The sequence below is a fragment of the Plantactinospora sp. ZYX-F-223 genome (assembly GCF_039649625.1).
In the GTDB taxonomy this organism is placed as follows: Bacteria; Actinomycetota; Actinomycetes; order Mycobacteriales; family Micromonosporaceae; genus Plantactinospora.
Window position 1 is genome coordinate 49013 of record NZ_JBDJAV010000031.1, and the last position, 18017, is coordinate 67029.

Below are 18017 nucleotides of genomic sequence, written 5' to 3' on the forward strand. Positions count from 1 at the left end.
GGATGCTGGCGGCGTTGAAGGGGTTGCTCGGGCACGAGGCGCTGTACGTGGCCCTGCAGAAGGGCCTGGGCGCGGACCGGCTCCGCTACCGCTGCCTGGACGAACTCGCGCTGGTCGACGGCGACACGATCATCGACGTCGGCTGCGGCCCGGCCTACTACTTCGGGCGGCTGCCGAAGGTCCGCTACTACGGCTTCGACACCAGCGAGAAATACATCGCGCACGCCCGCAAGCGCTGGGGCGGTGACGGCGTCGAGTTCCGCTGCGAGGTCTTCGGCGAGCAGCACCTGGCCCAGATCCCGCCGGCCAACGCGATCCTGCTGCTCGGGCTGCTGCACCACCTCTCCGACGACGAATGCCGGCACCTGTTGCGGGTCTCGGCCAAGGCGCTCGCCCCGGGCGGCCGGGTGATCGCCGTCGACCCCACCCTGGTGCCGGGCCAGCATCCGGTCTCCCGGTGGATGTCGCGCAACGACCGCGGCGAGTACGTCCGCACCCCCGAGGCGTTCATGGCACTCGGCCGGGCGACCTTCGCGGACGTCGACGGCGAGGTGGTGGACGACGCCACCCGGATACCGACCAGCCACTGGATGATGCGGATGCGAACTCCGGCGCTCGTTCCCGACGCCAACTGACGGCCGCGATGACCACCCCGCTGCGCAACTGGGCCGGCAACGTCGACTTCCGGGCACGCCGGCTGCACCGGCCGGGCTCGCTCGCCGAGCTGCGCTCGCTGGTCGCCGGCAGCGACCGGATCCGCGCCCTCGGCACCGGGCACTCCTTCAACCGGATCGCCGACACCACCGGCGACCTCGTCTCGGTCGCCGGCCTGCCGCCGGTGCTGGAGATCGATCGGGCGGCCCGCACCGTCACCGTCTCGGCGGCGCTCCGCTACGGCGACCTGGTCGACGAGCTGCACCGGGCCGGCTTCGCCCTGCACAACCTCGGCTCGCTGCCGCACATCTCGGTGGCCGGCGCCTGCGCCACCGGCACCCACGGTTCCGGCCCGGGCAACGGCAACCTCGCCACCGCGGTCGCCGCGCTGGACGTGGTCACCTCCGACGGCGGCCTGGTGACGCTGCGCCGCGGCGCCGACGACGACTTCCTCGGCACCGTGGTCGGGCTCGGCGCGCTCGGCGTGGTCACCCGGCTCACCCTCGATCTCGTCCCCACCTTCGAGATCGCCCAGTACGTCTACGACGACCTGCCCCGCGACCAGCTCGACGCGCACGCCGCCGAGATCCTGGGCGGCGGCTACAGCGTCAGCCTCTTCACCGACTGGACCGGTCCCCGGATCAACCAGGTGTGGGTGAAGCGCCGGGTGGACGCGGCCGGCGGAGGTGCCGCCGAGCCGCACTGGTACGGCGCCACCCTGGCGGCCGAGCCCCGGCACCCGGTGCCGGGGATGTCGGCGGTGCACTGCACCGGGCAGCTCGGCGTGCCGGGGCCCTGGCACGCCCGGCTGCCGCACTTCCGGCTCGAATTCACGCCGAGCAGCGGCGAGGAACTCCAGTCGGAATACTTCGTGCCGCGTGAACACCTGGTCGCGGCGCTGGCCGCGCTGGACGGCATCGCCGACCGGATCGCCGCCGTGCTGCAGATCTCGGAGATCCGCACCATCGCCGCCGACGAGCTGTGGCTGAGCCCGAGCTACCGGCGGGACAGCGCCGCTCTGCACTTCACCTGGGTCAAGGACACCGAGGCGGTGCTCCCGGTGCTGGCGGCGGTCGAGGAGCGGCTGGCGCCGTACGCGCCCCGGCCGCACTGGGGCAAGCTCTTCGTCACCCCGCCTGAGCAGCTCCGCGACCGCTACGACCGGTACGCCGACTTCGCCAAGCTGGTCCGCCGGTACGATCCAAGCGGCAAGTTCCGCAACGAGATGCTGGACCGCTACTTCCCGACCGCCGGCTAAGCCCGTCCTCGGGGGTTCAGGGAATCTGGTAGACGGCCATCCGGCCGTTCTCGTAGCGCAGCCGGGCCAGTCGGCCCAGCTCCGGGGACTCCGTACCCACCGACCGGTCCACCACCAGCCAGCGCACGGCGTGCCGGTCCCGCAGTTCACGCAGCCCGGCCTCGGTCGGCTCGGTGAACGCCGCGTCGTTGCGCCGCAACAGCTCCTGGTCCCAGAACGGGGTGTACGGGCCCGCCGCCGCCACCCGGGGCGCGAATCCCCAGCCCTCGACGAGTACCCGGCGCTCGGCGTAGGCGCTGAGCCAGAACGAGCGGGCGTCGCACCAGCCGTTCACCACCGCCAGGCAGTGCACGTTGGTCGCCAGCACGTCGCCGGGTTCACTGTGCTCCCGGGCCCACCGGGCGGCGTCGATCCGGCTCTTCGGCAGCGCGATTTTGGTGTACGCGCCGCCGTTCGGGGAGCGTTCCGACTTGCGCATGTCCATCAGCAGGCCGGGCGCTCCGACCACCAGCACGGCGGTGAGCAGCGCGATCGCGCCGCGCTTGTGCAGCGCGGCGATGCCGAGGCTGGCCGGCAGCCAGATCCCGGCGGCGATCACCGCCAGCACCGCGAGACCCGACGACCACCAGAGCAGTGGCCGCAGCCAGTCGAACATGGTCTGCCCGGCGACCGGCTGGGCGTACCGGAACTGGAACGCGACCAGCGCGGCAGCCACGGCGAGCGCGCAGAGCCCGAGCACCGTGCCGGAGCGCCGGGTCAGCTTGGCCCGCTCGGCGACCATCACGTACCCCCAGGCGGAGAGGACCACCGCGAAGGTGAACCCGGCCCGGATGAAGTACTGGTTCGCCCCGCCGGGCTGGCGCAGCAGCAGGTAGAGCACCGGGCCGGCCAGCGCGCCACCGAGCAGGAACCACTGCACCGGTTCGAGCCGGCCCCGGCGTAGCCAGAGCAGCGGGCCGATGCCCACCACCCGGAGCTGCATGTTCACTCCGAAGGCGGCGACGACGGCGAGATACACCAGCGGGGTGGGCCAGCCTCCCGGCGGCGGTGTCCAGTACGGCTCCAGGCTGTTGGCCAGCGGATCGACCTCCATCCCGTACGCCTTGAACCGGTAGAGCACGGCGGTGGCGAAGAGTTGCGCGGCGGCGGTGGCCAGCCCTGCCCCGACCACCGTCCACGGGATCCGCCGGGTGGCGACCAGCAGCGCGACCGCGGTGAACGCCAGCGCCAGCCCGACCACCGGCAGCGAGCTGGCCTTCGCCCCGCTGGAGGCGAGCATCAGCAGCGGGGCGAGCACGAACGCGCCCCGGCCGATCGCGGCCACCGGCCGGTCCGGGCGCCGGTCCACCACGTCGGCGAGGACCGCGATCAGCGCGATCAGCAGCACCCAGCTATAGATCATCGACATGCCGTGCCAGATCACGAACGACGCCTGGGTGCCGAACGGCATCGTCACCGGATCGGTGAAGTTGGTCTCGCCGATCACGAAGAAGAGCACCGCGGCGATCGCGCCGACCGCCGGCCGCCCGCTGACCCGCCAGCCCAGTACGGCGGTGAGCACGATCGCCGCCGCGCACAGCGCCGGGATGGTCAGCCGGAGCGCCACCACCGGCAGGTCGATCCCGCCGATCAGGCTGGTCGCGGCCATGTGCACGTAGCCGAACCAGTGGTAGTCGAGCGGTTCGGCGGAGACCTGGGGCAGGTGGATCGGGAACTGGTGCTTCGCCTCGCCAGCCAGGGAAAGCTGGTAGGCGAGGTCCAGGTATTGGCGGGTCCCCTCGGAGGTGGGCAGGATCGGGTTACGTTCCAGGAAGGTGCTGGAGAGATAGGTGGTGAAGAACGCCACCGCCCCGGCCACCGACCACGACCAGCCGACCGGGGTGGGCCGGTAGTCCCGGACCAGCCAGTGCCGGCGCAGCCGGGGCACCGCCAGGAAGAGCGCGACGATCGCCGCCGGCCAGGTCCAGAGCCAGCCGGCAAGGCCGAGCCAGGCGTACAGCGCCCAGGCCGGCAACTCCAGCACCAGCCCGACGGCGGCGCCCATCGCCACGTCCTCGACCAGGGTGTGCGGCCGGCGGCGCAGCGCCCGGTAGACCAGGGTGCCCGGCAGGATCAGGGCCAGCAGCAGGTAGCCGGCGTACCGGGCGAGGTCGGCGGGATCGGTGTCGGCAGCCAGCAGTACCACGGCGAAGTGGCCGGCGCCGACCAGCAGCGGTGCCCAGCGGAGCAGTGCGGGTGCCGGTGGCGGTGCGGCCGGGGCGGCGGAGTCGGCCACCGCTACTTCGGTAGCGGTCACCGTCCCGCCCGAACGCCGTCGTTGCGGCGGGCAGGGCCTTCGGAGTCCCGTCTGGCCGGGGCCGCCACCGGCTGTTCGGCGGCGTACCGCCCGGCCGGGGCGGTCGGGACGGGCTCGTCGCGCTCGGGCAGGTCGGGCGCGGCCGCGGCCGGCGTACCGGTGGGTGCCTCGGTGGCCGGGGGCGGCTCCTCGACCAGGTCGGCGGTGTCCGAGCCGACGAAGTAGGCCGGTCGGCCCTGCACCGCCGCGTAGATCCGGGCGATGTACTCGCCGAGCAGCCCGAGGCAGAGCAACTGGACGGCGCCGAGGAAGAGCACCGCGACGTAGAGCGAGGCCCAGCCGGTGACGGTCGAGTCGCGGAAGTACTCGACGACCGCGAAGACCACCATGACCAGGCAGAGCAGCATGCCGCCGGCACCGAGCCAGGTCGCCACCCGCAGCGGTGCAGCGGAGAAGCTGGTGATGCTGTCGGTGGCCAGCCGGAACATCCGGGACAGTGAATATTTGGTGCTGCCCGCGGCTCGTGCCTCGCGGACGTAGCTCACCTCGCCGCTGGGGAAGCCCAGCCAGGGCACCACCAGCCGAAGCACCGGGCGGCGTTCGGGCAACTCGCGCAGCGCCTCGACGGTCGCCCGGCTGAGCAGCCGGAAGTCACCCGCCTGGGCCGGTACGGAGTTGCCGACCAGCCGGCGCACCAGCCGGTAGTAGAGGCCTGCGGTGGAGCGCTTGAACCTGGTGTCGGTGGAGCGGTCCGCGCGTACCCCGTAGACGATGTCCAGGCCCTCGTCCCGGGCCAGCCGCAGCATCTCGACCAGGACCTCCGGCGGATCCTGGAGGTCGGCGTCGATGCTGGCGACGTAGCCGCCCCGGGCCCGGAACAGCCCGGCGAGCAGCGCCGCCTGGTGACCACTGTTGCGGCGCAGCCGGATGACCCGCAGGTGCGGCCAGCCGCGTCGCATCCCGACCAGGATCGCCGGGGTGGCGTCGCTGCTGCCGTCGTCGACCGCGACCACCTCGTACGGCTCGCCGAGCCCGTCGAGCACCGGCCGCAGCCGTTCGACCAGCAACCGGAGGACACTCTCCTCGTTGTAGATCGGTACGACCACGGAGAGGGTCGGCTCCCGGCTCGTCACCGCCCGCACACCCCCCGTCTCCAGCTCACCGGACAGCCGAACGCTACCAGCCAGCCCAGTGACTGATCTCACCAGCGGCCGGGCTGCCCGGCCCCGGTCAGGAGCAGCTCGTCCTGGGCAGCCCGCCCACCGGCACCGGGGACCGCCCGGTCGGTCGGGCCCGGCCGGCCAGCACCTCCGCGAGCGCGGTCAACGAGGCCGAATTCGACGAGTACGTCGCCAGCAGGACCTTGGAGCCGGCCCGGCCGAGCAGGTACGGGGTGTCCATCGCCACCGTCACGGCCGCGTCGCCGCGCAGGTCGGCGGCGGCGTCGCCGTACCCGACGAGGTGCACCACGGCCCCGCCGGACGGTGTCACCTCGACCCCGGCGGCGCGCAGCGCCTGGCTGAGCCGGTCCCGGCTCCGCTCCCGGCCGCTCGCCGCGGTCACCGTCACCGGCCCGGTCAGCAGCGGCCCGCCGCAGCGACCGCGCAGCATGGTGATCGCCGATGCCGCCGCCCGGCGGGCGGCCTCCTGGTGGCCGGCGCTGTTCAGCGTGCCCATCTCCGGCCTGGGCCGCTCGGCCAGCCGGAACTTGAGCGTCAGCACCCGGGTCACCGCCTCCACCAGCCGGGCCCGGGGCAGCGAGCCGTCCCGCAGCGCGGCCAGCACCCCGTTGTACGCCTCGGTCACGTTCGGCGGCATCAGCACCAGGTCGTTGCCGGCGTTCAGCGCCCGGACCGCGGTCGTACCGGGCGACTGCTTCGCCACCGCCGCCATGTCCATCGCGTCCGTCACCAGCACACCGGTGAAGCCGAGCTGCCCGCGGAGCAGGTCGGTGAGCAGCTTGCGGGAGAAGGTGGCCGGCACCTCCGGGTCGACCGCCCGTACGTCGAGGTGCCCGGCCATCACCAGCCAGGCCCCGGCGGCGATCCCGGCCGAGAACGGCGGCAGGGCGGTGGACTCCAGCTTCTTCCGGTCGGCGGTGACCACCGGCAGGCCCTTGTGCGAGTCGGCGGCGGTCTGCCCGTGCCCCGGGAAGTGCTTGAGGGTGGCGGCGACGCCCGCGCCCTGCAATCCCCGCACGGCGGCGCCGACCTGCGCCCCGGCGGCCTTCGGGTCCGACCCGTACGAGCGGGAGCCGATCACCTTGCTGTCCGCCTCCAGTACGTCGGCGCTGGGGGCGAAGTCGACGTTCACCCCGAGCGCGGCGAGTTCGGTGCCGGCGGCCCGCCAGGCCGACTCGGTGATCGCCGGGTCACCGGCCGCGCCGAAGGCCATCGGGCTGGGCAGGTTGGTCACCCCGTCGGAAATCCTGGTGACCACGCCGAACTCCTGGTCGATGCCGATCAGCGCGCCGGCGGCACCGGCCGGCAGTTTTCCGGCCGCGGCCTGTAGCCCGGCGGTCAGCTCGCGTACCTGCGCCGGGTTGTCGACGTTGGTGGTCGGCTGGGTGTCGCTGGTCGGGTCGTCGGCGGAGAAGCCGACCAGGATCAGCCCGCCCAGCCGGTACTTGGCGATCATCTCGGCCGGGGTCTCCACCCCGGCCAGCTTCCGGTTGCCGGCCGCCGAACCGCCGGACACCTTGGTTGCCGAGTTGCCGTAGGCGTACGGCATCAGCACCTGGCCGACCAGGTCCTCGTCGGCCAGGGTGCCGACCAACTGGGCGGCCCGGGTCGCCGGGTCCGGCGTCGGGGCGGCGCCGGTCGACGAGGGCGACGGCGACGCGGCCCCGGGGGCCGCCTCCGGTTCCCGCGAGCCGGCGCAGCCGGAGACGATCAAGGCGGTGACGAGGGGAAGCACGACCAGAGCGCGCCGGAGGGGAGACGACACGCCCGCTATCCCACCAGCCCGGCACCAGCCGGGCAACTTGACCAAGGGCCCGGAACGCGGGGTCCGGACGTCGTCCGACCGGCGCCGTCGACCCGACGGCGTCGCCCGTACGACGTGACCGATCCCACGGGTACGCCGGGCCGAGCGAACGGGCTCCGGGCCGAGCGAACGGCCTCCGGGCCGAGCGAACGGGCGTCGCTCAGCCGACCCGGGTGAGCAGGGTGACCGGGGCACCGTCCCCGGCATACCGGTACGGCTCGAGTTCGGCGTCCCAGGCGGTGCCCATCGCCTTGTCGAGCGCGTGCGCGAGCGCCTCCGGCGCCCGGGCCGACTCCATGATCGATCGCAGCCGGTCCTCGCCGAGCTGGATGTCGCCGGCCGCTCCGGCGGTGGCCCGGAAGAGCCCCCGGCCGGGGACGTACATGAACCGCTCACCGTCGACGCCGGGACTCGGCTCCTCGGTGACCTCGAAGCGGATCATGGGCCACTGTCTCAGGGCAGCCGCCAGTTCCGCGCCGGTCCCAGGCCGGCCGGACCACCCGCACTCCGCCCTACGGGCGCCCGGATCGACCGGCTGGGCCGTCCAGTGCAGGGTGACCGGCGCGGTGAGGACGCGCGCGATCGCCCACTCGACGTGCTGGCACACGGCGAGTGGGGTCGAGTGGACGTATACGACGCCACGCGTTGGCACGGTGACCTCCCGGAGAGCGAGGTGCGTCTTCCCCTACGACCTCGACCTCGGCGGGCTGATCCCCCGTGCGATTACTGGAACACATGATGACTTGTGTGACGGATGGTACGCCAGGGATTCACGAAACTGGCCGGGGGGAATAGCCGTACCGGTGACGGTAGTTGGACCGCACGTCAGCGGCGGTAGCCGTCCGGCCATCACCGTTGTCGTGTAAAATTTGCCCGGCGGCGTCTGCCGCCCAGGCTGTCCCCTCGGACTACCCAGTCCTCCCGTACGTCTTCAAGGAGTACCTCCGTGGCGAGCAACACCTCCAAGACCGCGCGCGCATCCGTCCGTGCCGGCCAGGCAGGCCAGGGTGGCGCCCTGAGCGTGCTCGGTGAGTTCAAGTACCTCATCCCGCTCAACGGCGGCAAGCACGCCTACGTGCGGAACCTGACCAACGGCAAGACCTCGCACCTGCGCACCGACTCCGAGGCTTTCGTCGAGGAGATCCGGACGCTGGCCGGTGCCGGCCACGCCGTCAAGATCCGGGCCGAGCTGAACAACCTGGCCGCCACGTACCCGGCCGACGGTTGGGACACCACCGAGAAGCGGCTGGTCGAGGCCGGCGTCTTCGAGGCCTGAGCGCACCGGCACGATCAGCTTCATCACCCGTAACGCCCCGACCCGGATCGTCCCGCGTCGGGGCGTTCACGTCTGTGCCCGGCGTTTCCGCACCGCTCCCGCCGGCCCGTCCCGGCCAGGGCGGATGATTCGCCGGGACGCCGCGCGGGTATCCACCGTTGCGGCGACGCGTTCCGGCAGTGGCGTGGACGTCGGCGCCGCGCCGGCCCGACCCGTCGGCGCCGCCCCGGCCGGAGCGCCCATTCGTTACCCGTGGGTACGGCTACCCCGGCTGACGCGGAGGTGAGCATGCCCGACCCGGTCCCGGTACGCCTCTCCGACGGCGTACGGCTGCACGTCGACGTCTCCGGCCCGGACACCGCCCCGCTGACCGTGGTGCTACTGCACGGCTGGACCCTGGACGGGCGCACCTGGCACCGGCAGCTCGCCGCGCTGCGCGAGACGTACGGCGCCACCGTCCGGGTGGTCTGCTACGATGCGCGCGGACACGGCCGGTCCGGCCCGACCACGCTGCGCTCGGCCACCCTCGCCCGGCTCGGCGACGACCTGGCCGAGGTGCTGGCCCAGGTGGCGCCGACCGGGCCGGTGGTGCTGGTCGGGCATTCGATGGGCGGCATGACGGTGATGGAGTACGCCCACCGGCACCCCGCCGACTTCGCCCGCCGGGTCGCCGGGCTCGTCTTCGTCGCCACCACCGCCGAGGGCCACACGCACACCGGGTACGGCGTACCGGCACCGCTGGCCCGGCTGATCCGGGTCACCGAGACCACCTGCGCCGGGCTACTGGCCCGGTGCGGCGGCTGGCGTACCCCGGCACCCCTGCTGCACGCGCTCCGCCCGACCCTGCGCTGGCTGCTCTTCGGCGACGTCTGCGACCCGGCCGACATCCGGCTGACCACGTCGGCGGTGGCCCGGGCCTCGCTCGTCTCGATCGGCGGGTTCCGGCCCTCCATCGGGGCGCAGCAACGGCTGGAGACGCTCGCCACCCTCGGCGACCTGCCGGTGGCGGCCCTGGTCGGCGACCGCGACCGGCTCACCCCACCGCCCTGCACGCTGTCGATCAGCGAGGCGCTGCCCTCGGCCGCGCTGACCGTCTGCCCCGGCGCCGGCCACATGCTGATGCTGGAACGCCCCGACGAGGTCACCGCCGCGCTCCGCTCGGTCGTCGACCGGGTCCGGCCGGCGACGAAGATCACCCGGAAGGCGACCGCCGCCGCCCGGGCGCGACGCGCCGTGACCATCCTCGAACAGCCCAGACGGGTCGCCGCCCGGCGCGGCGCTCCATGCCCCTGAGCCGGATCGGGGCGCTGCGCGACTGGCGCGGCCGAGCCGGGAGGCGCAGGCACGGCGTACCCTCGCTTCCTGGCAATTCGGCGCGCGGCCGTCCGGACCTCCGGTGCCGGACGGCCGCGTCGCCGCAGATCGATCTCCGGGAGCAGACGCGTTGACCGACCACACCACGCTGCGGCAGGAGATCGAAGCCGAACAGCGCCACCTGGACCGGGTCTACGCCCGGCTGGCGCAGTTGCGGCACTCCGCCGTGCTGGCCGAGCGGGAGGGCTACCAACTGGCCCGGGTCGGCAACTTCGGCGCGCTGGTGGAACGGGACGCGATGGTCTTCCACGCCGCCCGGCGCCGGCACACCCTGGACGCCGAGCACGAGGGGCTGGTCTTCGGCCGGCTGGACCTGAACACCGGGCAGGTGCTGCACGTCGGCCGGCTCGGCGTACGCGGCGAGCATGCCGAACCGCTGGTGATCGACTGGCGGGCACCGGCCGCCGCCGCGTTCTACCAGGCCACCGCGGCCGATCCGCAGGGGGTCGTACGCCGCCGCGTGATCACCTCCAGCGGCGAGCGGGTGACCCGGATCTCCGACGACCTACTCGACCCGGCGGCGGCACCGGACGGGATGCGGGTGGTCGGCGACGGCGCCATGCTCGCCACCCTGTCCCGGACCACCGGCCGGGAGATGCGCGACATCGTCGCCACCATCCAACGGGAACAGGACGAGGCGATCCGCTCTCCGGCCGGCGGGGTGACCGTGGTCTCCGGCGGTCCGGGCACCGGCAAGACGGCGGTGGCCCTGCACCGGGCCGCCTACCTGCTCTACTCCGACCGCAACCGGTTCGCCGGCGGCGGGGTGCTGGTGGTGGGCCCGTCCGCCGTCTTCGTCGACTACATCGCCTCGGTGCTCCCCTCGCTCGGCGAGAACGCCGCCACCCTGCACTCGCTCGGCTCGCTCTTCGACGGCGTGCAGGCCACCCGTACCGATCCGGTGGCGGTCGCGGCGGTCAAGGGCTCGCTGCGGATGCGCCGGGTGCTGGAGCGGGCGGTCCGGGACCAGGTCCCGGACGCCCCCACCGAGCTGCGGCTGCTCTACCGGGGCGAGCTGCTCCGGCTGCACGGCGCCGAGCTGGAGCGGATCCGGACCCGGGCGCTGCCGCCGGGCGCCCGCCGCAACGAGGTACGCCGGGCCGGCTTCGACGGCATCTTCGCCGCGCTCTGGGCACAGGCCCAGGAACTGCGGGTCGGCCGGCTGCCCGACCAGCGGACCTTCGAGGACGACATCGCCGAGCGGCCCGAGTTCCGGGACTTCCTGCGCGCCTGGTGGCCCCGACTGCACCCCCGACACGTACTGCCCTGGTTGGCCGAGCCGGAGCGGCTGCGCCGGTACACCGCCGGGATCCTGTCCCGGGCCGAGACCCGGCTGCTCGCCGAGGCGTACCGGACGCTGGGCAGCGCGGGGCCGACCGTCGCCGACGTCGCACTCCTGGACGAACTCGACCACCTGCTGGGCCGGCCGCCCCGACCGGCGCGGCGCAACCGCGACCCGTACCAGTTGGCCGGCGGGGTCCGCGAGGTGACCACGTACGCGGACCGGCAGCGCTCGGCCCGGACCGGCCGGGACGCCGCCGCCGAACGGCCGGCCGACTACCGCGAGTACGCCCACGTGGTGGTCGACGAGTCCCAGGACGTCTCCCCGATGCAGTGGCGGATGCTGGGCCGCCGGGGCCGGCTCGCCTCCTGGACCGTGGTCGGCGACCCGGCCCAGACCGCCTGGACCGGCGACCCGGCCGAGCTGTCCCGGGCCCAGGACAAGGCGCTGGGCCGGCGCCCCCGGCACGAGTTCACCCTCACCACCAACTACCGCAACTCGGCGGAGATCTTCGCGGCGGCGGCCCGGGTGATCCGCCAGGTCTTCCCCGACCTGCCGCTGCCGGTCGCGGTGCGGGCCACCGGGATACCCCCGGTCGAGCTGGTGGTGCCGGCCGCCGAACTACCGGACGCGGTCCGGGAGGCGGTGGCGAAGCTGCTCACCGAGGTCGAGGGGACGGTCGGGGTGATCAGCGCGGTCGACCGCCGGGCCGAGGTCGCCGGCTGGCTGGAGCCGGCCGCCGACCCGCGCCTCCAGGTGGTCGACACCATGCAGGCCAAGGGCCTGGAGTACGACGGCGTCGTGCTGGTCGGCCCGACCGAGATCCGGGCGGACTCGGCCGCCGGGGTACGCACCCTCTACGTCGCGCTCTCCCGGGCCACCCAGCGGCTCACCACCGTCGACCCGGCGTGACGGCTCCCGGCCCATGGGTCGGTGCGGGTCGGGCGCCGGAGCGGTGTCGGTTGCCGGGTCGGGTGGCCGGGCCGCCCCTGGCGGCGGCCTCCGAGATGGCGAAGCCCCCGGACCCGGGTCTACCCCGGGCCGAGGGCTTTGCGCCGTTCTGGGGCCGGCTGTGACCGGTCCTGGTGGCTGGTTCGTCGGTACCTCGGTGTCAGGCGTGCGTCTTCGCCAGGTTGACGAACGCCCGCCAGGCGGCCGGACCGAAGGTCAGCGTTCCGCCGTCCCGGTCCTTGGTGTCCCGGACCAGTACCCGGCCGGGGAGGTTGTCGGCAACCTCTACGCAGTTGCCGGCGTTGCTCCCAGAGCGGGACGACTTACGCCACTTCGGGGTCATGATCATCAATCGCCTTCAAAATGAGGTCGCGGGACATCTCACAGGGTAGTGCGCGCGCGTTGACCGACTCCCACGCGATGACCGCGTGCCGGACATCGCGCACCTGTGATCCGACGGTACCCTCTCGAAGCGCGTCCATGTAGACCACCGTCGCCCCATCCGGCAGGGTGGCGAGGGCGAACGCACCTGTCATCCCCGAATGAAGCCCGGCGGAGAATGGCACCACTCGGACGTGGACGTTCGGGCGGCACCCGACGTCTACAAGGTGCTCAAGCTGCGCCTTCATGACCGCACCACGGGGGCGCAGGACCCCCTCTCCGATGATCGCCGTCAGAATGGCCGGATCGGGTCGGTCGAGAACCCTGGCTTGTCGCGCCAGTCGGATCCTCACGGCCTCCTCGACCTGCTCCAGGGTGTGTCCGCCGATCTCAATGATCGCCCGCGCGTACGCCTCCGTTTGGAGCAATCCGGGAATGACGGAGTGCTCGAAGGTTCGGAGCGCAATCGCGCGACTCTCGTTGTCCGCCCACGGGCGCAGCCACGGTGCGACAGCCTCACCCCGGGATCGATTGGCGCTGGCCCGAAGTTCGCCGCTGGCCTGAAGTACCCCGTCCAGCCGTTCGGCCATGTCATCGGGCGGGACGCTCCGACCCGACTCGTAGTGGCCCACCTGAGAGCCACTGACGTGCACCGCAGCGCCCACGGCATCCTGAGACAGTCCTTGCTCTGTCCGAAGCTTGCGCAACAGATGACGAAACTCGTTCGTGTCGGCCAACTGCGCCCCTCCGTCCGGATGTAGGCCACGAGTGTCCTTAGTACATCTTCCGTTATCGCAACGTCACGGTCCAGGGTGGAGGCCAGACGGAGGAGCCATTACAACGGCCCGCTTCAACATGCCGGGGGCGTGGCCCGCAAGATCCGCCCCGGCAGTGGTTGTCTTTCCGTCAACGGGGGCGGTTGCTCGTACGGGACACGGGCACCGCCCCCTTTCCTGTTGTTTACCGGAACGGGAGGGCAAAAGAATGGGACAGGTTCGTGGGACCAGATTCCGCCATCGTCGGGTCTGGTGGCGCTTGTGGCGCTATTGCTGGTGCGGACATCGATGGATCTGCCCCGACTCGGATCCCTGCGTGTGCTCCTACTACCCCCGGCGGGGTAGTAGGAGCACACGATCGGCGCGTGCCGACACCGCACCCGCCGAGAGTGCGTCCCTGACGGGTGCCGAGTTCCGCCGGGCGGTCCGGGCTGCCACGGTGGACGCCAGGATCGCCCGGGAAGCACAGGTCGGGCACGAGGAAGCGCCGCCACCACCCTCGCAGCCGGCGGAGCCACAGCGCCCGTGGATCGACTTCCCCGACTCCCGCAACGCAGGCCGGTACGACGGGTGGAACGGGCCGACCCGGGCACACCTGGCCAACGGTCAGGCGGGCGGCCTGACTCCGGCACAGCAGCACCGAGCCCGGCACGCCGAGCGGGTGTAGACCGTGATCGGGCCATGGGCGCGATGGGAACGGCACATCGCCCGACGGCGGGTGCGTGACCGCCAGGTGGCCGGGCAGCACCGCTGCCTCATGGTCAGTCCACAACCGTCCATGATTGATGGTGGCCGCCGGAGTAGCTATGGGTGTGCCCAAGCGGCGGGCTGTCGTCCAGGTCCCACCCCAACTTCCCTTGTCAGACAAGGATGTTCAGTGAGCGACACACCGCATCTCGGTCCCCCGCCCCAGCGTGTTGCCGTCGACGCGGAACAGGTGCGTCGGCTCGTCGCCGGCCAGTTCCCGCAGTGGGCCGACCTCCCGGTTCAGCCCGTAGCCAACGGTGGCTGGGACAACTGGACCTTCCACCTCGGCCCGCAGATGTTGGTGCGTCTGCCGAGCGCATCCGAGTACGCCGAGGCGGTCGACAAGGAACACAAGTGGCTTCCGGCGCTCGCCCCCCGACTCCCGCTGCCCATCCCCGCCCCACTGGTGAAGGGCGAACCTGACGAGGCCTACCCCTACCCGTGGTCGATCTACCAATGGCTCGACGGCGAACCTGCGAGCACGGACCGTATCGCCGCCCCCGTCCGATTCGCGCTCGACCTGGCCGAGTTCCTGGCGGCCTTGCAGAGCATCGATACCACTGACGGCCCCCGCCCCGGACAGCACAACTGGTACCGGGGCGGCACGCTGCGTACCTACGATGGGCAAGCGCAACGCGCGCTCACAACACTCGACGGCCATGTCGATGTCGACCTGGCCCGCGAGATCTGGAAGAGCGCACTGGACGCACGCTGGGACGGTGTGGAGAGCTGGTTCCACGGTGACGTCGCCCAGGGAAATCTCCTGCTCAACGACGGCGAGCTGGCGGCTGTCATCGACTTCGGGACATGCGGCGTCGGCGATCCGGCCTGTGACCTGGCGATCGCATGGACATTGCTGACCGCCGACGGCCGGCAGGCGTTCCGGGAGCGACTGTCCGTCGACGATGCGACATGGGCGCACGGGCGCGGCTGGGCCCTCTGGAAGACGCTCGTCACCTGCTCCTACAACCTGGGCGATGCCGACGAGTCGGCCGCGAACGCACTGCGCGTCCTCGGCGAGATCTTCTCCGAATACGTCGGCGGCGCCGTCACCACGCCCAAGCCATGACCAGCCGCTACGCCCGGCAAGCCCGCAGCGATCCATGATCGTAATCCCCGGCCGGAGTATTCAGTCAGGTCCGGAGCGAGCGCGACGTTGCGGAGTCCCATCCCGCCCGCGTACAGGGCGAGGGTGTGTCCGTTCTCCTCGTCGGCGGCCCGGCCGCGCGCGCGGCAGCGCGCGTACGTCGGGCCGGCGCCGGGCTGTCCGCATCTCGACAGCTCGGCGCCGCCGCGCCCCGCCTCCGGCGACACTGGCCCGATGCGCCCCGTCGAACCGGTGCACCCCGTCGCCCGGCCCGGCGGATGAACCGCCCGCTGCTCCGGCTCGCCCTGGCCGGGCTGCGCGCGCACGCCGTACGGGTGGTGCTGACCGGGTTCGCGGTGGTGGTGGCGGTCGGCTTCCTCGCCGGCACCCTGGTCTACGGCGACACCGCCCGGGCGGCGTTCTACACCGATCTGGCCCGGTCGGCCCGGAACGTGGACGTGGTGGTGGAGCCGGAGCACGGGCTGCTCACCCCGGCGACGGTACGCCGGGTGGCGGCCGTCGACGGTGTCGCGGCAGTGGACGGGCGGGTGGTGGCCTGGCTGGGCGTACTCGACCGGAACGGCAAGCTGATCACCAGCCAGGACCACATCGGGTACGCCCTGTCGGTGCCGGGTGACGCCGCGCTGGCCCCGTACGACGTGGCGGCCGGACGGCTGCCGCACAGCGCCGGCGAGATCGCCCTGGACCGGGCCACCGTGGCCGGCGCCGGTTTCGCGCTCGACGGCCCGGTGACCGTGCTGGACCGGGCCGGCACGGCGCACCGGCTGCGCCTGGTCGGCGCGCTGGACCTCGGGGTGAACCGGCTCTTCGGCGGCTCCGCCGTCGCCGCGCTGACCCCGGCCGACCTCGGCACGCTGACCGGTACCGCCGACTACGCCCAGGTGGTGGTCCGGGCCACCGAGGGCACCGACCCGGCCCGGCTGCGGGACCGGATCGCCGAGGCGGTCGGCCCGGGCACGCGCGCCCTGACCGGGGCGGCCCTGCGGGACCGGCTCGCCCGGCAGGCGGCCAAGTACGTCGACGGCTTCCTCGCCGTACTGCTCGGCTTCGGCCTGGTCTCGCTCACCGTCTCGGCGTTCGTCATCTACAACACCTTCGCCATGCTCGGCGCGCAGCGGGTCCGGGAGGTCAGCCTGCTCCGCTGCGTCGGCGCCTCCCGGGCGCAGGTGCGCGGCGCCGTACTCCTGGAGGCGGGCATCCTCGGCCTGCTCGCCTCGGTCGGCGGGCTGCTGGCCAGCCTGCTCGTCGGGTACGGGCTGATCCGGGGTCGTGAGCTGGTCGCCTCGGACATCCCGCTGCACGCCCCGGTGGTGCGCTGGCCGACCGTACTCGTCGCGCTCGGCTTCGGCACCCTGGTCACGGTGCTGGCCGCGCTGGTGCCGGCGGTGGAGGCGAGCCGGGTGGCGCCGCTGGCCGCACTGCGGTCCCGGGACGCCGTCGAGGCCGGCGGCGGCCGGCGCCGCCGTACCCGAATCGCCGTCGCGCTCGGCCTGGCCGGGGTCGGCGGGCTGGCCGTACTGGTCGGGCTGCCGCTGGCCTTTCCCGGGCTGCCGCTGGTGCTCGGCGGCGGCATGGTCGCCTTCCTCGGCGCGGTGGTGGCGGCCCCGCTGCTGGTCCCCCGGGCGGTCCGGCTGGTCGGCTGGCTGCCGGCCCGGGTCTTCGGTCCGGTGGTACGGCTGGCCGTAGCGAACGCCCGACGCAATCCCCGGCGGGCGGCGGCGACCAGCACCGCGCTGACCATCGGGGTGGCCCTGATGGCGATGTTCAGCGTGCTGCTGGCGACCGCCCGGGAGCAGGCCGGACGGGAGCTGGCCGAGAACTTCCCGGTGGACTTCGTACTCGACCGGGTCCGCACCGACGGCTCCCCGGCGGCGGTACGCGGCCCGCTGCCGCCCGGGCTGGCGCAGCGGCTCCGCCCCGATCCGGCGTTCGGCACCGTCGCCGAGGTACGCCTGGCCAACTCGCCGCTGGACGACCGGATCCGGGTCTGGGCGGTACCGCCCGAGCGGCTGCACGGACCGATCCGCCCCGAGGTGACCGCCGGCAGCCTGGCCGGGCTGGCCCCGGGCACGGTGGCGGTGAGCCGGCAGCTCGCCGCCGACCGGGCCATCGGGGTCGGCGACCGGATCGCGCTCGGCCTCGGCCCACCGGGGCCGCTGACCGTGGTGGCGGTCTACGACGACAGCCCGGTCGACGGTGCCGCCCTGGTCCCCTGGGCGTCGTTCGTCGCCGCGTACGGCCCCGGGGAGCCGGACCGGCTGCTGGTCGACCTCGCTCCGGGGGTGTCGACGGCGGCCGGCCGGCAGGCGCTGGACGCGGCCCTGGCCGACCAACCGGCGGTCCGGGTACGCGGTCTCGCCGACCAGGCGGACGCGCTGTCCCGCACCCTCGACGAGCTGCTGGGGATCTTCGCGGCCCTGCTCGGCATGTCGGTGCTGATCGCCGTGCTGGGCATCGGCAACACGCTCGCGCTCTCGGTCGTCGAGCGCCGCCGGGAGTCGGCGACGGTCCGGGCGCTGGGCCTGTCCCGCCGGCAACTGGCGACCATGCTGCTGACCGAGGCGGGCCTGGCCGGTGCGGTCGGGGCGCTGTCCGGGATCACTCTCGGGCTCGGCCTCGGCTGGACGGCGGCGATGGGCCTGATCAGCAGCTACGGGCACGGGCTGCCGGCCGTACCCGTCGGGCAGCTCGCCCTCTGCGCCGCGCTGGCCGCCTCGGCGGCGGTGCTGGCCAGCCTGCTGCCGGCCCGCCGGGCCGCCCGGGCCCCGATCGTCGCCACCCTCGGCGACGACGGGTGAGCCGGGCACGCCCGTCCGTCGTTCTCCGGTAGGGACGGGTCACCGTCGTTCTCTGGTAGGACGGGTCACCGATTCCGCACAGGACGGGTTCCCGCCGCCGCCCGGCCGGCAGTATCGACGGCGGGGGCGAC

Annotated in this window: 14 protein-coding genes; 8 read left to right on the forward strand and 6 right to left on the reverse strand. The window is 73.3% G+C overall.

Annotation, left to right across the window (positions count from 1 at the left end):
• Positions 1–2: 2 nt before the first annotated feature.
• Both AAH979_RS28260 and AAH979_RS28265 read left to right on the forward strand, forming a co-directional pair.
• Positions 3–635 (forward strand): methyltransferase domain-containing protein, encoded by a 633-nt coding sequence (locus AAH979_RS28260; RefSeq protein WP_346261157.1) that lies wholly within the window; start codon positions 3–5, stop codon positions 633–635.
• Between the two features lie 8 nt (positions 636–643).
• On the forward strand, positions 644–1912 hold the full coding sequence (locus tag AAH979_RS28265; protein WP_346261158.1) for a D-arabinono-1,4-lactone oxidase: 1269 nt from the start codon (positions 644–646) through the stop codon (positions 1910–1912).
• A 16-nt stretch (positions 1913–1928) separates the two neighbouring features.
• Here the strand turns inward: AAH979_RS28265 and AAH979_RS28270 are convergent, their stop codons facing one another.
• The 4 genes from AAH979_RS28270 to AAH979_RS28285 form a co-directional block, all read right to left on the reverse strand.
• Positions 1929–4208, reverse strand: a complete 2280-nt coding sequence (locus AAH979_RS28270; protein ID WP_346261159.1) for a hypothetical protein — start codon at positions 4206–4208, stop codon at positions 1929–1931.
• Positions 4205–5341, reverse strand: coding sequence for a glycosyltransferase family 2 protein (locus AAH979_RS28275; protein WP_346261160.1), 1137 nt, complete (start codon positions 5339–5341; stop codon positions 4205–4207). The genes AAH979_RS28270 and AAH979_RS28275 overlap by 4 nt, the downstream gene beginning before the upstream one ends.
• Positions 5342–5438: 97 nt before the next feature.
• Positions 5439–7154 carry a glycoside hydrolase family 3 protein gene (locus AAH979_RS28280; protein ID WP_346261161.1) on the reverse strand — a complete coding sequence of 572 codons (1716 nt, stop codon included), beginning with the start codon at positions 7152–7154 and terminating at the stop codon, positions 5439–5441.
• A 199-nt stretch (positions 7155–7353) separates the two neighbouring features.
• Complete coding sequence (locus AAH979_RS28285; RefSeq protein WP_107261790.1) at positions 7354–7845, reverse strand: DUF3145 domain-containing protein; 492 nt, start codon at positions 7843–7845, stop codon at positions 7354–7356.
• A 294-nt stretch (positions 7846–8139) separates the two neighbouring features.
• Here AAH979_RS28285 and AAH979_RS28290 point away from each other — a divergent pair, with 294 nt between their 5' ends.
• The 3 genes from AAH979_RS28290 (at position 8140) to AAH979_RS28300 (ending at position 12037) form a co-directional block, all read left to right on the forward strand.
• On the forward strand, positions 8140–8469 hold the full coding sequence (locus tag AAH979_RS28290; RefSeq protein WP_101367378.1) for a hypothetical protein: 330 nt from the start codon (positions 8140–8142) through the stop codon (positions 8467–8469).
• Positions 8470–8757: 288 nt separating this feature from the next.
• Complete coding sequence (locus tag AAH979_RS28295) at positions 8758–9762, forward strand: alpha/beta hydrolase (RefSeq protein ID WP_346261162.1); 1005 nt, start codon at positions 8758–8760, stop codon at positions 9760–9762.
• A 151-nt stretch (positions 9763–9913) separates the two neighbouring features.
• Positions 9914–12037, forward strand: coding sequence for an AAA family ATPase (locus tag AAH979_RS28300; protein WP_346261163.1), 2124 nt, complete (start codon positions 9914–9916; stop codon positions 12035–12037).
• 199 nt (positions 12038–12236) lie between these two features.
• On the opposite strand, the gene AAH979_RS28305 is transcribed toward AAH979_RS28300, so the two are convergent.
• Together AAH979_RS28305 and AAH979_RS28310 are read right to left on the reverse strand one after the other, a co-directional pair.
• The gene (locus AAH979_RS28305) at positions 12237–12419 is read right to left on the reverse strand and encodes a DUF397 domain-containing protein (RefSeq protein WP_346261164.1); all 183 of its coding nucleotides are present in this window, start codon (positions 12417–12419) and stop codon (positions 12237–12239) included.
• Positions 12400–13194, reverse strand: a complete 795-nt coding sequence (locus AAH979_RS28310) for a helix-turn-helix transcriptional regulator (RefSeq protein ID WP_346261165.1) — start codon at positions 13192–13194, stop codon at positions 12400–12402. Before AAH979_RS28310 ends, AAH979_RS28305 begins: the two co-directional genes overlap by 20 nt.
• A gap of 478 nt (positions 13195–13672) precedes the next feature.
• Between AAH979_RS28310 and AAH979_RS28315 the strand changes: the two genes are divergently transcribed.
• The 3 genes from AAH979_RS28315 to AAH979_RS28325 all read left to right on the forward strand — a co-directional run bounded on the left by AAH979_RS28315 (position 13673) and on the right by AAH979_RS28325 (position 17886).
• Positions 13673–13900 (forward strand): hypothetical protein, encoded by a 228-nt coding sequence (locus AAH979_RS28315; RefSeq protein WP_346261166.1) that lies wholly within the window; start codon positions 13673–13675, stop codon positions 13898–13900.
• A gap of 210 nt (positions 13901–14110) precedes the next feature.
• Positions 14111–15049: an aminoglycoside phosphotransferase family protein gene (locus tag AAH979_RS28320; protein WP_346261167.1), complete on the forward strand. Its 939-nt coding sequence runs from the start codon at positions 14111–14113 to the stop codon at positions 15047–15049.
• A gap of 296 nt (positions 15050–15345) precedes the next feature.
• Positions 15346–17886, forward strand: coding sequence for an FtsX-like permease family protein (locus AAH979_RS28325; protein ID WP_346261168.1), 2541 nt, complete (start codon positions 15346–15348; stop codon positions 17884–17886).
• Positions 17887–18017: the final 131 nt, after the last annotated feature.